Genomic DNA, 17,846 nt, shown 5'->3' with positions numbered 1-17,846 from the left:
ACTCTCATCTCTTTTGTTGCATTTTTTAAACGAATATTTACAGCTTCTGTCTGCTTATCGACATCTATACTCGCTGTTGCATTTAATGGTAATGTCATATCATCACCAATATTTAGCAAACCTTTATAACTAATATCTTTAAATGCCCATGTTTCTTGATCAATCAAACCTTCTTGCACTTTTGCTTGATCAACATACACAGATAAATCAGGTAAAATGACTGCAACATCAGTTGCCACTACAGAATTTATTATAATATCTATAGGTAACTGACCTCGTTGAAATGAAAATGGTAAAAAAGGTGGTGAATTAGGATCTGTTGGCGTTGGCTCTCCCGCAACTGGCATCATAATATCGGCTTTTTTAAGGGAGAGTGACTCAATTGTCACAGAACGCTCTACAAGCTTTTTAAGATCCCATTGTAAACTTCCATCCCATAACTCAATATAATTTTGCTCTGGTAATGCTATATAAATTCGATCAAATTGAATACCTTGCCACAATGATCCCTTCAATTCATCAATTTGTACCATTTCACTTACAGGTGAATGTTTAAGTGCATAATTAACGAACCTTAAACCTGTTTCTGTAAAGATGACAAATGATACTAATCCTAAGATTAGCATCACTAATCCTAGGATTGTATAAATCAAACGACGCAACCAGCGCCAAGGGCTTTTCTTCTTGTTAGTAGAAGTTACAGATTGTGATTCTACTGAATCACCATTAGCTTTGATTTTTGCCGTCATGGGTTTCTCTACACTGGATTATCACAATCAATGAACTCAACATCTAATTGATATTCCTGCTTTAACCATTCACCCAAGGCCTCAATACCATAGCGTTCTGTTGCATGATGTCCTGCAGAATAATAGTGAATATCTAACTCACGCGCACTGTGTGTTGTTCTCTCACTGATTTCCCCTGATAAATAAGCATCCACACCAAATTCAGCTGCTTTATCAATATAATCTTGAGCACCACCACTACACCACGCAATAGTTTCAATTAATTTTCCAGATTCAGGTGCAATATGTAATGGTTTTCTTTTAAACATATGCCCTATAATTTCACCCAAAACTTCACCTTTCATTGGTTGCTTAAGTCTACCTTTCAAAATCAAAGGAGGTTGCTCTAAAGGATCTAATGGCTCTACATCTAAAATATTTAAAAGTTCAGCGATCTTAGCGTTATTACCAATCTCTGGCGCCATATCTAATGGCAAATGATACCCCATAAGATTTATATCATTTTTAATCAATGATGAAATCCGACGATATTTCATATGAATAATTCGGGCATCTTCACCACGCCAAAAATATCCATGATGTACCAAAAGCACATCTGCTTTCTTTTCAATTGCGATATCAATCAAACGTTGTGATGCAGTGACGCCTGTAACAATTTTTCTCACCTCATGTTTACCTTCCACTTGCAAACCATTCGGTGCATAATCTTTAATGAAATTTGAGTGTAATTTTTCATTAATGATACGTTCTAACTCAAAAATATTCATAAATGATCTTATCCTTTATCCAATCCCGTTTGTATCGAAGAATGATTATCCACTGAGATTTGTTGACGTGGTAACTGCCAGCCTTTTTCCTGACAAACTTCCAATCCCGCATGATTCACCATACGTTCAACACGCCAATACCAACCAGCAGCTTCCATACTAAATTCTAGAATAGCGGTATATTCAATTGCTTGCCCATAAATAATACGCTTAACCTGAATACTTAAACTTCTTAAATATTCTGTTAACCCCAATTCATTCAGTTTTTCACGAATTTTCTCTTCAAAAGCAGCCGAAACTTCTGCAACAGGCAGATCTCTATGAATATAATCTAATCCAAAAGTTGGTGTAGCATAAAATCCGTTACAAACATTCTGTACCTGCATATTATAGAACGTCGCTGTCGGAATCATGATCTCTCTAAAAAAAGATTCTAAATAAACCATTTCTGGTGTTTGTCTTTTCACTAAACCATAACTGCCATCAGGTAAAAATATTTGATCACCTACCTGTGTAGGAAACCATTCTTCTTCAGAATTGAATGGACGAGAATTTAAACCTGCTATTTCACTTAACGAAATACGGATACGGCCATTTTCCAACAAAGGATTCACGCATGTACAATAAAAACTTAAGCGTTTAACTTCCCATGGAATACCACGATACATAATACGCTCACCTTCTCGTACTGCCCCAAGATTTAAAAATATTTTTAACTCGCTGACATACTGTGGTGCAGAATTACGTAAACTAATAATACCAAAAAAGATTAATAAAACTGCTAATCCAAAGAGAACCATATCTCCTTGCACATAAATGACACTCAAAAATGCCAGTACAGCTGAAACATATACAATCAGGTTATAAACAATCCATAAAAAGCGTAATCGTGTATTAACTTTGCGAGATTTACGTTGTTTATTACGTTTTTGTTCAAAACGAATATAGGCTCTTTTCATGCCAACGCCAAATATTAATACAACAGCTGTTCCTGCCAATACAGCCATCAATAAAATTAAACCGCGCCCTAAAAATATAGCACTCAAGGCATTTTTAATACGCTCTTCTAACGAAACCGCTGTTGTTTCTAAATCTTTTAATTGCAAATCAACTATATTTTTCTGATTCAACAACTCCTGCTGATAACTTGTCCACTGTTGTCTTAGTACATCAAGACGTTTTTTAGCTTCTGGCGTTACTTGATCTTCAGGGATTGTTTTCAGTGCCTGTAAACCATCTGAAATAGCTTTATATTTATTTTCTAGCTCTAAATGCTCGTTATTAAGACGATCCTTTTCTCTTGGTTTCTCGGTCAATGAGCGCATTTCAGCAAATAAAGGCTTAACAATCACTAAAAGCTCTTCTTGCCATTTAAAATCAACAGCATTTGTAGATTTATTAACTAAAAGACTCGGATTAATGCCACCAAAAGCCATTTTATTAAAAATACTTTCTAAACTTTTTTCTTGCGCCTTTAATGTTTCTAAACTCGTCGTTAGCTCATTAATTCTCTCTTCATCTTCAGTCTTTTTTAGGTTATTTTGTATCTGTTTTTGCTTATCTAGATTTTCCCTTAAAGATTGATCAATTTGATTTAACTCTGCACAGCACTGATTATTTTTTTCCATAGTCATAGCGGCAGTAGTAACAGCATCAGTTTGTGCAATTGCTGTCGATAAAAAACAAATTATTCCCAATAATAAGAAATGCTGTAAACGATGAATTAATCTCTTTTTAGGCACATTATCTCCTCAAGGCTAAATGATCAATCAAAACTAGGTGGGCATAAAAAAGCGCCCTTGCGAGCGCCTATCTTAACAATTCTAAGCAAAAGTATAAACCTTCAAATTAGCTTTCTCAAGCGCATCCTTAGGTCCAAGTACAGCAATATCAGCTGATTTATCCACAAAATATTTACGTGTTATATTTTTTAAATCATCCAATGTTACTTTTAAAACATTGGCACGAAATGTTTCGCGCATCTCTGGTGTATTGCCAAAATAATTTGCAAAAGCTGTTGCTTGATACTCAGCTGCCGGCGATGCTGGCTTATCAATACTAGAAATAACACCCAATACAGCTTCTTCTAAAGCCAATTGTTCATGTTCAGTGCTCAACATCCAATCAATCGCCGCATTAAAATCTGCCAATGTTTCTGTCAAACGAGGATCACGATAGCTGAAAAAGTTAAATGCACCACCTTTCCCATTATAATTTGCACCGCCACCATAAGCACCACCTTGCTCACGGATAGCACGATGTAAATAACCATTACGTAAAAAGCCTGCTAAAATCGTCAAAGCAGGTGCATCCTCATGATCAGCTGTGACAACTTTATAGCTTTTACCACAGTAATGTACTGGCGCATTAATTGCCCAACCAATATTTAAAGGCTCATTCGGTACTGTAAATGGAAATTGATATGTTTCATTTTCAACGGTATTGTGCGCTAAAGTTTTCGCCAAATAACTACTATAATCTGGCAATTCATCTGCACTAGAAATCGACATTAATTCATAACGAGCACCATTGAGCTTATGTAATAATGCTTTCAGCTTTTCAGCAAAAACCTCACATTCAGAATTATCTTTCAAACGTTCAGTTAAAATATTACCCTGCTGAATACCTTTCATGCCCCCAATTTCTTCAGATAAATAATTCAATTCAGAAGTATTCTGGCTTGCAGCCCCCATGGCAAATAGATGACCATTAGAAACAATACCTTCTTCGCGTGATAATTTAATTTGATTCAACAACTCTTGAATACGTTTGATTTCATCAAATCGTGCGCTGAAGAATGTTTCCTTCAAAACATCTGATAGATGATGACTATTATTAGCTAATGCTTTACCTGATAAAACCCATAAAGCCTTCAACTGACCATTCTTGTGATCTGCTTGATAAAGCGTTGTTGCACTCAACCCACCCGTTACAGCATAAATTCGCGCTTGTTGTTCTGTATAACTCAAAGAACCACAACCAACATCCGTTAAAATGCTATTCAAATATGGTAATAATCGACTTTCTTCAGCTGTTAATTTTGGCAATTCAACAATTAAACTCTGATAAATCATACCATTTGTATTTACAGCCCCTGCATATATTGTTTGATCATCAATTTTACTTGCTACAACTTCAGGAATTGCTAACTTTTTAGGAATATCTTCACGTGTTACCATTGGCAAACAACTAATATCATCAATTTGGCCTTGGCGGCGCTTCAGTTCCATTGCCTCATCAATGATTTTTTTCTGGGCTTGTTCTGTCAATTCTGATTGAATTTTTGCCAAACGTGCTTTTTCATCTGCAACAATCTCATCAGCCATAGTATGACTTGGACGAACAGTTAAACATAATTTATGCGGATTATTAATCAACATACGATCTATTAATTCTGGAATAAAGTTCGGATTTTGGATCTCTTCACGCATTTTTAACAACACATTATCAATCGCTAATGCATCAACAGCTTCGCCGCCATGTAATACAGGTGCTAAACATTGTAAAATCATATTCAAACCATAAGGCATACGGCCTTCTGTGATTTCACGTGAAGATAACTCCAGTTGATGCAAAACAGATTCAACTACTGAAATATCAACATTTTCATCACGAACTTTACGTAAAGTTGACATGATTAATTCATCAACAGCCTCTGTATTGCCATCTGTACCTTCTAAGCCAGCGCAGAAGAAAATCTCTTTGGTGCTATCTTCTAAACCACAGAAAGTGGAAGGTGCAATACCTAAATCAGAACTTTCTAATGCTAAACGTAATGGTGAACTTGAATTATCTAACAATACACCACTTAAAATGCGTGCACGCATCACATCATAGTTATCATAAATGGGTCCGAGTAACCAAGTATCAATCACGTGTGTTTTCTTTTCCAAACTTTCTTCTTTGGGTAAAGGATAATAACTCACAACATTTTTAGGCGCATCAAAACGCTGTTCATCTGGTACTGCAAAATCAAATTTTTCTGCTGTAAATTGTGACAATACACGTTCTTCAAATACTTTTTGGTGTTCTTTCGGATCTAAATTACCATACGTAAAAATCACACTATTAGAAGGATGATAATGTTTTGCATGGAATGCTTTTAATGCTTCATGTGTTAAATCAGGAATATTTTTAGGATCACCGCCAGAATTATGATGATAAGTCACTGTTGGAAATAAATTCGTCGTAATCTCTTGATATAATAATGAAATTGGTGAGCTCATTGCACCTTTCATTTCATTAAAAACAACACCTTTATAAATCAATGGACTCTTAGGATTTTCAGGTTCTTCAAACTCAAATCTATGTCCTTCTTGTAAAAAATCATAGTAATTTAAATTTGGAAAAAATGCTGCATCCAAATAAATATTCATTAAATTATAGAAATCTTTTTTGTTTTGACTTGAAAATGGATAAGCCGTCCAATCTGATGATGTAAAAGCATTCATGAATGTATTTAATGAACGGCGAATCATCATAAAGAATGGATCACGCACAGGATAATTTTTAGATCCACACAATGCTGTATGTTCTAAAATATGTGCAACGCCTGTAGAATCCTGAGGGACCGTCAAAAACCCCACTAAAAATGTGTTGTTCGTATCATCTGATGCAATGTGAAAATGCTTCGCTTTTGTTTCGTTATGAACATATTCTTCCAAAGTTACATTCAATGAATCAATGTAAGTTGTTTTTAGCTGGGTAAATGACATGTAAGAAATTCCTCACCGTATTAAAAATGAATGCCATTATGGCATGGATATTTCATAATATGGCTATGTTAATTAGTAATTCAAGGGAAAATTCAAGATCCATATAAAATAAAACAGATCTTTGACTTAATTAAATATTCGGAATAATTAGGAAAAGTAATAAATAAAAAAATGTCACACTGCCCACCATATTCCACAACACATTCTTTACTTTAAACATCAATAAGCAACCAAAAATCGCTGCATATAAATAAGCATTGGTGGAAATTTCTCGTAAGCCTGTTTCCCCATCAAAAAAGATAATTGGCACGCAAATCACACTGAGCAAACAAGGCGCTGAAAAACTCAACATTTTTTCAATAAATTTGGGCAAACGAATTGCAACTTTTGGCTCTAAAAAAAAGTAACGATTAAAATAGATGATGATTGCTAAAATAAAAATTAATCCGTAACTCATTTTATAACTCCACAACTTCGTGCTTCACAACAAATGTTTCATATAAGGATGCCACTAACATTCCTGCTAAACCTGCCACAATCAATCCGCTTTTGAACTGTAATAATTGCAATACAAATGCACAAATACACGATATAAATACACCTAAAACTGTTGCTTTATTTTTGGTCAGCGCGATGATGATCGGGATAAAAATCGCCACAATGGAGAAATCTAAATGATATTGATGTAAATCAGGCACAGTATTGGCAACCACAATACCGGCATAGTTAAAGATCACCCAAAAAAAATAAAAACAGAAGCCTGCACCAATCAAATAATAACGATTGCTTGAATTGACACTAGAACGGATGGCAAAAAGTTCATCCGTTAATAAAAAACCCAATGCTAAACGAGTTTTGAGCGGATATTTGCCAATCTTTTTTCTAAATACTAATGCATAAATAAAATGCTGCGATGTCACAAAAAATACTGAAACGATGATCATAGCGATCGGTGCGCCAGCCATTACTAATCCCAAACTCACCAATTGTGCTGTACCTGCGAACATAAAAATCGGCATCGCCATTGCTTCCGCCACAGATAATCCTGCATTGATCGCCATTGATCCTGCCAAAATCCCCCAAGGTAATGCTGCAATACTCAAAGGCAACATGATCATAAATCCTTTCATAAAATGCCGAGCTTGCACATATAATTTTTTGTTACTCATTTTCTACAAAACCTTCATAATACTTACGATAAAGTTAGTATTACGAATGACTGATAACTTTGACTAGAATAAAATTGCTATTTTCATCCATTCATTGGATAAAATATCAACACAGCCATCAAAGAGTAAATAATTATGTATTTGATTTTATTTCTTGTATTCCTCCTATTGCTCTGCCTAATGATAAGCTCTTTAACCCAATATTTATTAATAGTTCTTGGCATGCTTACAATAGTTGTAAAAATTTATTTAATCATCAAAATTCCCGATTGGCTATTTCCTGATGATAAAGATTAAAAATTAGAACAAAATTGCTATTTTATGAAAATAAAGATTGCGTATATTGAGTGGGTGTTACGCCAAATGCTTTTTTAAAATGGCGGTTAAAATGGCTTTGATCTGAAAAACCACAATCCACCGCAATATCGATAGGACGTAAACCTTGCTTTAATAGCCGACTCGCTTTATGTAACCGCGCTTGAATAAGCCATTTATGTGGCGTCATTCCCACATAAAGATTAAATTGACGCAAAAAATGCCATTGACTCAAATGTGCCATATTTGCTAATTCTGCTAAGGTAAATTCGCGCTCAGGATATTCATAAATGAACTCTTTCACCCACAAAATCTGCTTTTTACTATCGGATAACTTGTATATTTCTGGCGTTGATTGCCCATGTTTCGCAATCAAATACGCCATCGTAGAAAGATAAAAACTCTCTTTTAATAATACATTGCCTTCTTGTTCGAGTAACAAAAATAACTGCATCAGTTGCTGTGCTAAACCTTGATCGTCCACAACCGCATCAGAGAACCAAGGAGCACCTGTTTGCTTGAATAAATCTTTATTGATATGTTCGATCATCTCAGGCGTTGGATAAATGGCATGATATTCCCAACCAGAACCTTGCGCAGGTGATCCTGTATGAACTTCATCCGCATTGATCAACACTATGTGCCGTTCATTGGCATAATAGTTACTGCCTTGCCATTGGAAGGTTTGCGCACCATCTTCGATCACTGCAATGCAATAACCTTCGTGGGAATGCTTTGTGAAAGCTTGCTCTTCATATCGAGCATTCAAAAGCTCCAAGCCACCAAGCTCAGGCAAATGCCAATAATTTGCAAACTCTGATCGATCACACATTCATTAAACTTCTTTTAAATCTGATAATTTCACCACAAATTCTGCCAATGTTTCCACATTTAATTTTTTCATAGCGCTCGATCGTTGCACCTCCACTGTTCGCACTGAAACACATAATTGATCAGCAATTTCTCGATTCGTTAAGCCTTCATAAACCAATTGGCTCACTTGCTGTTCACGTTCGGATAATTGCAAAAATTGCTGTTGAATGGTGTACTCATAAAATAATTTTTCAGTTTCATTTTTAGCTCGTTCTAAAGCTGTTTCTAACTTTGCCATAGAAACGGGCTTTTCTAAAAAATCCACCGCGCCATTTTTCAACAATGTAACAGCTTGGGATAGTTCACCATGCCCAGTTAAAATGATCGGCGCAATCACACTGCCCTTTTTCTTCAAAAGCTCTACAACTATTTCGCCGTTCATTTTCGGCATACGTAAATCTAGAATAGCAATTGCAGGCTCAAATAAATCCGCACCATCAATAAATTGCTCACCATTTTCCCATTGCTCAACCAATGAATAATCCAACTGATTCACCAAAAACTCGCACGATTCACGCACTTCGATTTCATCATCTACAATGTGTATTTTCATATTTTTCTACAATTTTTTGTAGCCATTTGGATTAAATAAACTCATTGCTTCATTCTCCATTATTTAAAATTTCATTTTCTATTTCTGTCAAATCACAATCTTCTTCTTTGCCAATATATGATTGGCTCTTATCCATGCCTCGTTGTCGAATAAGATACATTTCAGCTATCAATTTGCCATCTTGATCCCAACGTCGGCACCATCCTGAATGTTGATTAACACTCATTTCTCTTTCTAAAAATTTTTGACCATCCTTTGTATAGTAAATTTGACCACCTGTTAGAGTTCCTTCACTTCCTGATAGTTTCGGATCTCTTAGGTCTCCTTCATAACTTATATTTCCATTTTTATGCCAAAATTTTACTTTCCAATTATATTTTTGTGTAGGATCTTGAGTAATTTCTCCCGCTTTTTCACCAGTTGTATACATAACGTCAGATTTAATTAACCTACCATTGTCATAAAGCCCAATGAATGTTTTAGTACTTCCATACAAGATAGCTTCCCCTTCAAGCCTTCCATTATTATAGGTAGCTTCCGCATTCAATTGTCCACCTCTTGTTATCCACGCCCATGTTTTATAACTCCCATGCATCTCACCATCTTTATAAAAAACCTCGCGCTCTACTTCAGGATAATGTTGGATGGAATAATCAATATGTCTACCATTTTTTAATCCATTAATATATTCACCTTCAGAAGACAAAACCCCTCTAAAACCATACCGTTTATGTATTCCTTCAACCTTCCCATTTACGTAGTGTGATTCAAACTCTTTACTACCATCTTCACGCCAAGTGAACTCTAATCCCTCTTTTTTTCCGTCAATTAGTGTGAATTGTTCTTTTTTCTGCTGAGTATTAGGGTAATAAGTAATAATGACTTCTGCGCTAGGATCATCACTATAAATATATTCATCATGATCAACGATGTTCTCTCTTTGGCTTTGAAGCCAAGCTTCTTTTGCAGATTTATACATTCTTAGTTTTTCTGCCTTATCTTTTTGATATATAGGATATACAAAGTAATAACCACCAACTAATACCAAGATCAATAATCCTATTAAGCTTTTCTTTAACATAATTTTACCTTTTGAATTTCATATGGATATTATTGTTATCAATTTTCCTCAATCGTTGAGCCTGTTGGGATGATGATTCTCACAGAAGCGCCTTTTTCACCGTCTTTGCGGTTATCGATTCTAAATTTACCACCAATCACAGCCATTAATCGCTCGCAAATCACTAAACCCAATCCTAATCCTGTGGCTTTGGATGTTCTAAACGGCACAAATGGTGCATCTAACTCTTCTTTTGTAAAACCTGAACCATTATCCATGATCAAAATTTTATAATAATCCTGATGGCAATGTGCTTCGATGATGATGTGATTAGCACCTGCTTGAATCGCATTTAATAGTGAATTCATCATCACCTGTTCCAAAATAGAAACCACTGTAAAAACCTTTTGATCACAATTAATATGCAGTTCAATTTCCACACGATTTTTAGTTTGCAAACGAATAATTTCGATCATTCTTGTCATAAAATCATTGAAATTAAACCATTCAAATTGATCCATCGTTGTAGGTTTGACCCACGATTGCAGATTCTTAATGATAGAGTTACACTGCTCCACTTGCTGCACAATACGTTCGATTGGCTGAATGAATGATTGTGGATCACGCCCTTTTTGCAAACCAAGTAAACTGCCTTCTGCATAATTACGAATCGCCATCAACGGTTGATTGAGTTCATGCCCAATACCGCTTGCCACTTCACCCAAAATATTCACGCGGTCTGCTCGGGAGAGCATTTTTTCATATTCATGTAAGCGATGATACGAAGATTCCAAAGCAACACGGCGTTTTCGTGCAATCCAAGTGAGCCAACCATGATTCACTGCTAATAAAAGCATAATGAATGCGATCGCAATGATCCATAATTTATATTGATTCGTAATGCGCCAAAAGGTTTCCCACAAAGTTTCATCCACTTTAATCAAACCTGCCAACCGCTGCATTGAATAAATTTCACCTAAACCTACGGGCAATCGCCAAGTAGATAAAGTAGGATCTTGATTTTCAAATAAAGATTTTTGAATAACCTGCGCTTCTTTTTCTGTCAATGTGGGCAGTGCTGCCAATGACCAGTTATATACCAAGGGCGTTGAACTTACACAGCTAGCTACTGTTTCATTCGCAGCAATCACTCGATAATCTTTTGGATTAATCTGCCTTGCTTTTACCATGTTTTCATATAAACAGGTGGGAATAATCGCTGCATCCACCAATTGGCTTTGGACAGTAAAAACACCACGTTCAATCGGATAACCTGTAAATGTTATAAAATAATCTTTAGGGGCTTCTAATCCTTCCTTATAAATGGCTTTATAGCCTAATAAAAATCCGCCTAAAGCATCTTTAGAAACAGCCGAAACTCTTTGATTTTTTAAATCTTTAATATGATAAATATTGCTATCACTACGTACTAAAATGGTGCTTCCCACGACAGAATTAGGATTAAAAGCACTACTATTACGTTCTAAACTGGCGAGCCATCGTAATTTAATGTCAGGAAAAACAGATAAAAATGCCGTTTGATTCGCGATCAATAAGTCAGCTTCATTATTCAAAGCAGTTTTTTGAAATTGCTCAATTGTCACAGGCATTAAAATAATTTCATCTTCCGGAAAATCTTTTTCTAATAAAGTTTTAAAACCTTCCCAACTTTTCAATGTTGCTTCTTTACCCATGGGTGCCAAAATCGCCACTTTTATTTTCTTAATGGGCAGTGTTTCTGCTTTTGACAATGACAAAATCAGTAAGATAAAAATCAAAAAAACTTTATTCATAAGGGATTTATATCGTTTCACGCTCGCCTTTCTTGTCACAAATCAATTTTTAACCCTTTATGTGGTTTTCCACAATAGAGGCTTAACCCAAAAATGATGAATATATAGTCAGTGATTCTAGTGGCTTTTGGGGAAAGTCACAAATTTAAAAGGGAAAGATCTTATGACTTTAAACCGTCGAGAACTATTAAAACAACTGGCAACCATTACAGCAGGAGCAACTGTAATGAGTTTAGCCGAAGCACAAGCTGCGATGGCACCACCTCGTAGAGAAGGTGATGAATCCAAGCGCTATGGCATGATGATTGATTTGCGCCGTTGTATTGGTTGCCAAGCTTGCACCGTGAGCTGTTCTGTGGAAAATCAAATGCCACCGGGACAATTTAGAACGACTGTTCGCCAATATCAAGTGATCAACAATGCAAACCAAGAAGCCACCAATGTGGTTTTACCGCGTTTATGTAATCACTGTGATAATCCACCTTGCGTACCTGTTTGTCCTGTGCAAGCAACATTCCAACGTAAAGATGGCATCGTAGTTGTGGATAACAAAAAATGTGTAGGCTGTGCTTATTGTGTGCAAGCTTGCCCTTATGAAGCACGTTTCATCAATCATGAAACAGGCACAGCAGATAAATGTACATTCTGTGTTCATCGCTTAGAAGCAGGTTTATTACCCGGTTGCGTGGAATCGTGTGTTGGCGGTGCACGCATTATTGGTGATATGAAAGATCCTGAGAGTGAGATCAGCAAAATGCTCATTGAATTCAAAGATCAAATCAAAGTGCTCAAGCCTGAACAAGGAACGATTCCACAAGTCTTTTATATTGGCTTAGATGAAGCATTTACAAGTAATGTACAAGGTCAAGCAATGCTTTGGCAGGAGGTAAAACTATGATTCGTGAAATTCTCACAGTACCACAAGAATTGGCTTGGTTACCTTGGGCTGTACAATATTTCTTCTTCATCGGGATTGCTGCAACAGGTGCTTTAATTGCTATATTTTTACGATTATTCCGTAAAGGTTTATATCCAAAAGCAGAAATGATCACTTTAGCCATCGCCGCAACTACAGGTATTGTCGGGCCCATCGCTTTAAGTGCCGATCTACATCAACCAGGACGTATCGTTAATTTTTACCTATCCTTCACGCCATGGTCCTGGATGTGGATCGGCGCGATCATCGTGCCATTCTTTGTTGTATTTTTACTTTTACAATTTTTATTAGTCTTACGTGAAAATACAACTAAAAACAAAACATTTAAATGGTTGCGTTTTGTTCATTGGTTCAATTATAACGAAACTAAACTCATTCCGTTTTGCTGTATTCCATTGGCACTATTTGCTTTAGGAATTTTATTGTATACAGGTAAAGAAGTGAATGTATTACAAGCACAAGCAATGTGGTTTACACCTTGGTTACCTTGGACACTATTCTTCACTGCCTTACAAACAATTCCAATGTTAGTAAAAACTTGGAAAAATTGGGCAAATGTTCAAGAACAAAATACCTGTTTAAATCGATTACAGCTTTTTGCATTAGTGGGCGTAGTTGTCTCTCTCATCGGTTGGGCGACATCTAGCACTCCGGCAGGTGAGGCATTTAGATCATTACCTGATAAAGGTAGTGTTTGGTTCACAATTGGCTTGGGTGTATTGGTTTATATCATCGCCCTATTCGTTTATACGCTATACACATTCAAAGCTGATAAAAACTTAGGTTGGTTTATTCATACAATCCTAGCATTATTCAGTTTATCTTTAGCTTGGACAATTCGCTGGGCAATCCTCATGCAAGTTCAAACCTTGCCAAAATACAATATTTTCATCAATCCTTATCACTTAAGTTGGGGATTCGATGGCGCACTTGGCATCATTTCAACATTTGGTTTATGGCTCACACTTCTGATTGTGTTCTGGAGCTTACTTAACGACCGCTGGTTTACATTCAAAGGAGTTCAACATGGATAAGACTAACAAAAAACGCCGCAATATCTTAAAAAGCATTGCAGCTGCTGGCGGTGTTGGTGCCTTTGTTGCAGGTTACAGTAATACAGCTAAAAATATGGTTGTAGGCATGGTGAAAGGCACTTCTGCTGAGCCAACAGATAACAGAATTTTTGGTAATGCTTTACCTGTAGAAGGTGTAATCAAAGATGGCCAGTTTGAACAAACACCCGGTCAAGTGATGTCCAATACACAATGCTTTGGTTGCTGGACTGTTTGCGGTGTACGTGTTCGCGTGGACCAAGCTAAAAATGAAGTGATCCGCATTTGTGGTAATCCATACAGCCCATTATCACATGAAGAACATTTTCCTTATGAAACACCGATTACAGATGCATGGACAAGATTAGGTGGTGAATCAGGCATTAATGATCGCTCCACCGCTTGCGCGCGCGGTGCTTCTATGGGCGAGGGTTTAACCAGTAAATATCGAGTATTATCACCTTTAAAACGCGTAGGTAAACGCGGTGAAGGCAAATGGGAACGCATCTCTTTCGAGCAACTCGTGAAAGAAGTTGTGGAAGGCGGTGATTTGTTTGGTGAAGGTCATGTGGATGGTTTACGCGCCATTCGTGATCTCAAAACACCAATTGATCCGAATTTTCCTGAATATGGCCCGAAAGCGAACCAATTATTAGTAACAAACGCAGGTAACGAAGGCCGTGAAGCTTTGGTCAAGCGTTTTGCCAATGAATCTTTTGGGACAAAAAACTTTGCAGCACATGGTGCATACTGTGGTATGGCATACCGTTTAGGTTCTGGCGCATTGATGAATGATATGCAAAAAAATGCTCATGCAAAACCTGATTTTGACAATATCGAATTTGCCATTTTCATGGGTACATCACCAGCACAATCAGGTAACCCATTCAAACGCCAAGGTCGTTTATTAGCAAAAGCACGCATGAAAGATGCTGAAGATTTCTCTTATGCTGTAGTTGCACCAAACTTACAATTAACTAGCACGTTGGCAACCAACAATAATACTTGGGTCCCCATTTTACCAGGCACAGATTCAGCAATGGCAATGGCATTGATTCGTACCATCATTGATGAAAAATGGTACAACGAAAAGTATCTAAAAACACCAGGTAAAGCGGGCATGGATCACAATGATGAGGTGAGCGTGTGTAATGCTACGCACTTAGTGATTGCAAATGAAAATCATCCCTTATATGGTAAATTCTTACGTGAATGGGATATAAAAGAGATTGAAGGTGAGCGTGCTCAAAGTGCTATTTTAGTTTTGGATGAAGCATCTCAAAGCTTTATGCCTGAATCAACTTCACCAATCGGTGTATTGGATGTTAACCAAGAAATCACATTGCGCGATGGCTCAACAGCGTTATTGAAATCAAGCTTCACATTATTGACTGAATCAGCACGTAAACACACTGTTGCAGAATACAGTGAAATGTGTGGTGTACCTGAATCCACGATTAAAGGTTTAGCACGTAAATTCACAAGCCACGGCCGTAAAGTTGCTGTAGTTACACATGGTGGCATGATGAGTGGCAATGGTTTCTACAATGCTTGGTCGATCATGGCTTTGAACGTATTGATTGGTAACATGAACCACAAAGGTGGAATGTTGGTCAATGGTGGTAAATACAAAGAATATACGCCAGGCCCAAGATACAACATGGTGGACTTTGAAGGTAAAGTAGAGCCAAAAGGCATGTTATTGGCACGTTCTAAAAAGCCTTATGAAACATCCACTGCATTTAAATTGTTAAAGCAAGAAGGCAAAAACCCTTACCCTGCTTCTCGCCCTTGGTTCCCATTTGCAGGTGGTCAAACATCTGAAGTGATTGCATCTGCTTTTGCCAATGATCCTTATCCATTGAAAGCATGGATTAGCCACATGACGAATCCTGTTTATGGCATCACAGGCTTTAGACAAATTTTAGGTGAGCAATTGGCTGATCCAAAAGTCTTACCATTATTTGTCGCGATTGATGCATTCATCAATGAAACCACCGCCTTTGCAGACTACATCGTGCCAGATACCCATAACTTTGAAAGTTGGGGCTTTACGAATCCTTGGGCTGGCGTACCTTTTAAAGCATCTACCGCCCGCTGGCCAATTGTTGAGCCACGTGTGGATAAAAATGCTGAAGGCGATGCAATTTGTATGGAAACGTTCTTCATTGCTGTTGCAAAAATGATGGATTTACCAGGATTTGGTGACAAAGGTATTCAAGATTCTAAAAACCCTGAAATTCATTATCCTTTCCATAAACCTGAAGATTACTATTTAAGAGCAGCTGCCAATGTTGCATATGATGGTTCTCCCGTACCTGATGCAACCCGTGAAGATATGCGTTTAACTGGTGTGAGCCGTTTAAAATCTCGCATCGAAAATGTACTTAAACCTGAAGAACAATTGAAAGTTGCTTATATGTATGCTCGCGGTGGCAGAACTGCAAACTTTGATACAGGTTGGGATCAAGAGCATATGAATAAAAAATGGGATGCGACTCTACAGCTATGGAATGAACAAGTAGGCATCCATAAACATTGCATGACTGAAGAGCGTTATAGCGGTTGTCCAACGTATTATCCATCGCGTTTCATGGATGGTTCAAGTATGCGTGATCACTATACACAAAAAGAATGGCCATTCTTATTAACATCATTTAAATCCAACTTAATCAGTAGCACAGCGGGCTCAAATATCCGTATGCGTATGATTAAACCAACGAATATTGTAGGCGTGAATGCGAATGATGCGGTGAATATGGGCATTGAGAATGGTGATATCGTGAACATTGAATCTCCATCAGGCAAGCACGAAGCACAGATCATGGTACTAGATGGTGTGATGCCAGGTGTGATTGCCATTGAACATGGTTATGGTCATAGAGATATGGGCGCACGTGTTCATTATATTGATGGTGTACCTTTGTACTTTAATGAACATGTTGGCAGCGGTTTGAACTTGAATGATCTAGCAATTCAAGATCCTAGCCGAAACATTCCATCACCATGGATTGATTGGGCATCAGGTGCTGTGGTTCGTCAAGGCATTCCAGCACGAATTATCAAAATTTAGTTCTATCAGGAATAGGAGGTGGAATAACTCTACCTCCTATTTTCTTGATGATTATTTTTTATCCTTTTTCTTTTCAACAGCTTTTCCAATTTGATCACCTGCTAAACCACCCAATGCGGCACCACCAACTGTAGCCCATGCTGAGTGATTAGAAACTAAGTTACCAGCAACAGCCCCCACAGCAACACCACTGACCATAGATTTTTCTCTTGTGCTCATACCTTCCCATGTTGAGCATGCTGATACAGCCATCACCAGTCCGCCTAACATTACAACTCTAAGAATTTTATGCATATTTTCCTCCTAGTATATTAATTTAGTAGGGATTTTTTTACTGTATCTTAATTTTTTTCACAAAGAAAATATTAAAAATCAACTATACAAATCAGTATAAATGTAGTTAAAATGGAAAATTATCTACTTAAATCTTTATGTTAGAAAACCTTTAAGGCTTTAAAAATCTTCTAAATTCCTTCAACTGAACCCATAAAAACAAAGCTGCAGTACATGTTGAAACTAAATCTGCTGCAAAAATTGCATACCAAACACCATCAATACCAAAATATAATGGAAAAATAAATAGCCCAGGAATTAAGAATATAATTTGACGACTCAAACTTAAAAAGATGGAGTGCTTCACTTTACCAATGCTTTGAAAGAAAATCGTCACAACGATTTGAAAGCCTGCTAAAGGAAATAAAACAGTCACAATTTTAATGGCATTAATTGCGACTTTAGCAAGCTCTGGCGATGGATTAAAAAATTCAACAACAAGTGATGGGAAGAATAC

General features: G+C 36.9%; 14 protein-coding genes and 1 pseudogene. 3 read left to right on the top strand and 12 right to left on the bottom strand.

The genetic code is table 11. From position 1 onward, the window contains the following. The 10 genes from BZK14_RS10615 to BZK14_RS10570 form a co-directional block, all read right to left on the bottom strand. Nucleotides 1–749 (bottom strand): AsmA family protein (locus BZK14_RS10615; protein ID WP_483887737.1); only part of this gene is annotated, 749 nt, incomplete at its 3' end. Nucleotides 750–757: 8 nt separating this feature from the next. Next, nucleotides 758–1,516 (bottom strand): Nif3-like dinuclear metal center hexameric protein, encoded by a 759-nt coding sequence (locus BZK14_RS10610; RefSeq protein ID WP_077926466.1) that lies wholly within the window; start codon nt 1,514–1,516, stop codon nt 758–760. A gap of 8 nt (nt 1,517–1,524) precedes the next feature. Next, entirely contained in the window at nt 1,525–3,258 is a 1,734-nt protein-coding gene (locus BZK14_RS10605) for a coiled-coil domain-containing protein (protein WP_245831322.1), read from the bottom strand. Nucleotides 3,259–3,339: 81 nt separating this feature from the next. After that, the gene (locus BZK14_RS10600) at nt 3,340–6,231 is read right to left on the bottom strand and encodes an insulinase family protein (RefSeq protein WP_077926465.1); all 2,892 of its coding nucleotides are present in this window, start codon (nt 6,229–6,231) and stop codon (nt 3,340–3,342) included. A 130-nt stretch (nt 6,232–6,361) separates the two neighbouring features. Next, a complete protein-coding gene (locus tag BZK14_RS10595; RefSeq protein ID WP_077926464.1) occupies nt 6,362–6,688 on the bottom strand; it encodes an AzlD domain-containing protein in 327 nt (108 codons plus the stop codon). A gap of 1 nt (nt 6,689) precedes the next feature. Next, nucleotides 6,690–7,400 carry an AzlC family ABC transporter permease gene (locus tag BZK14_RS10590; RefSeq protein WP_077926463.1) on the bottom strand — a complete coding sequence of 237 codons (711 nt, stop codon included), beginning with the start codon at nt 7,398–7,400 and terminating at the stop codon, nt 6,690–6,692. Nucleotides 7,401–7,719: 319 nt separating this feature from the next. Next, nucleotides 7,720–8,547, bottom strand: a complete 828-nt coding sequence (locus BZK14_RS10585; RefSeq protein WP_077926462.1) for an AraC family transcriptional regulator — start codon at nt 8,545–8,547, stop codon at nt 7,720–7,722. 3 nt (nt 8,548–8,550) lie between these two features. Next, nucleotides 8,551–9,141 carry a response regulator gene (locus tag BZK14_RS10580; RefSeq protein WP_077926461.1) on the bottom strand — a complete coding sequence of 197 codons (591 nt, stop codon included), beginning with the start codon at nt 9,139–9,141 and terminating at the stop codon, nt 8,551–8,553. Nucleotides 9,142–9,190: 49 nt separating this feature from the next. After that, the gene (locus BZK14_RS10575; protein WP_077926460.1) at nt 9,191–10,222 is read right to left on the bottom strand and encodes a toxin-antitoxin system YwqK family antitoxin; all 1,032 of its coding nucleotides are present in this window, start codon (nt 10,220–10,222) and stop codon (nt 9,191–9,193) included. A gap of 38 nt (nt 10,223–10,260) precedes the next feature. Beyond that, nucleotides 10,261–11,994, bottom strand: a complete 1,734-nt coding sequence (locus BZK14_RS10570; RefSeq protein WP_077926459.1) for a sensor histidine kinase — start codon at nt 11,992–11,994, stop codon at nt 10,261–10,263. Between the two features lie 163 nt (nt 11,995–12,157). Here BZK14_RS10570 and ttrB point away from each other — a divergent pair, with 163 nt between their 5' ends. The 3 genes from ttrB to BZK14_RS10555 are packed head-to-tail and all read left to right on the top strand — an operon-like array spanning nt 12,158 to nt 17,056. After that, complete coding sequence (gene ttrB / locus BZK14_RS10565) at nt 12,158–12,892, top strand: tetrathionate reductase subunit TtrB (RefSeq protein ID WP_077926458.1); 735 nt, start codon at nt 12,158–12,160, stop codon at nt 12,890–12,892. After that, entirely contained in the window at nt 12,889–13,965 is a 1,077-nt protein-coding gene (gene nrfD, locus BZK14_RS10560) for an NrfD/PsrC family molybdoenzyme membrane anchor subunit (RefSeq protein WP_077926457.1), read from the top strand. Before ttrB ends, nrfD begins: the two co-directional genes overlap by 4 nt. Next, a complete protein-coding gene (locus BZK14_RS10555; protein WP_077926456.1) occupies nt 13,958–17,056 on the top strand; it encodes a molybdopterin dinucleotide binding domain-containing protein in 3,099 nt (1,032 codons plus the stop codon). The genes nrfD and BZK14_RS10555 overlap by 8 nt, the downstream gene beginning before the upstream one ends. Nucleotides 17,057–17,107: 51 nt before the next feature. Here the strand turns inward: BZK14_RS10555 and BZK14_RS10550 are convergent, their stop codons facing one another. Further along, nucleotides 17,108–17,350 (bottom strand): glycine zipper 2TM domain-containing protein, encoded by a 243-nt coding sequence (locus BZK14_RS10550; RefSeq protein ID WP_077926455.1) that lies wholly within the window; start codon nt 17,348–17,350, stop codon nt 17,108–17,110. 151 nt (nt 17,351–17,501) lie between these two features. After that, nucleotides 17,502–17,846, bottom strand: a pseudogene (locus BZK14_RS10545) (MATE family efflux transporter); the annotation flags it as partial.

This window comes from Wohlfahrtiimonas larvae, assembly GCF_002006755.1.
Lineage (GTDB): Bacteria > Pseudomonadota > Gammaproteobacteria > Cardiobacteriales > Wohlfahrtiimonadaceae > Wohlfahrtiimonas > Wohlfahrtiimonas larvae.
The sequence above is the reverse complement of the archived record's forward strand: the minus strand, read 5'-3'. Positions and strand labels throughout refer to the sequence as shown.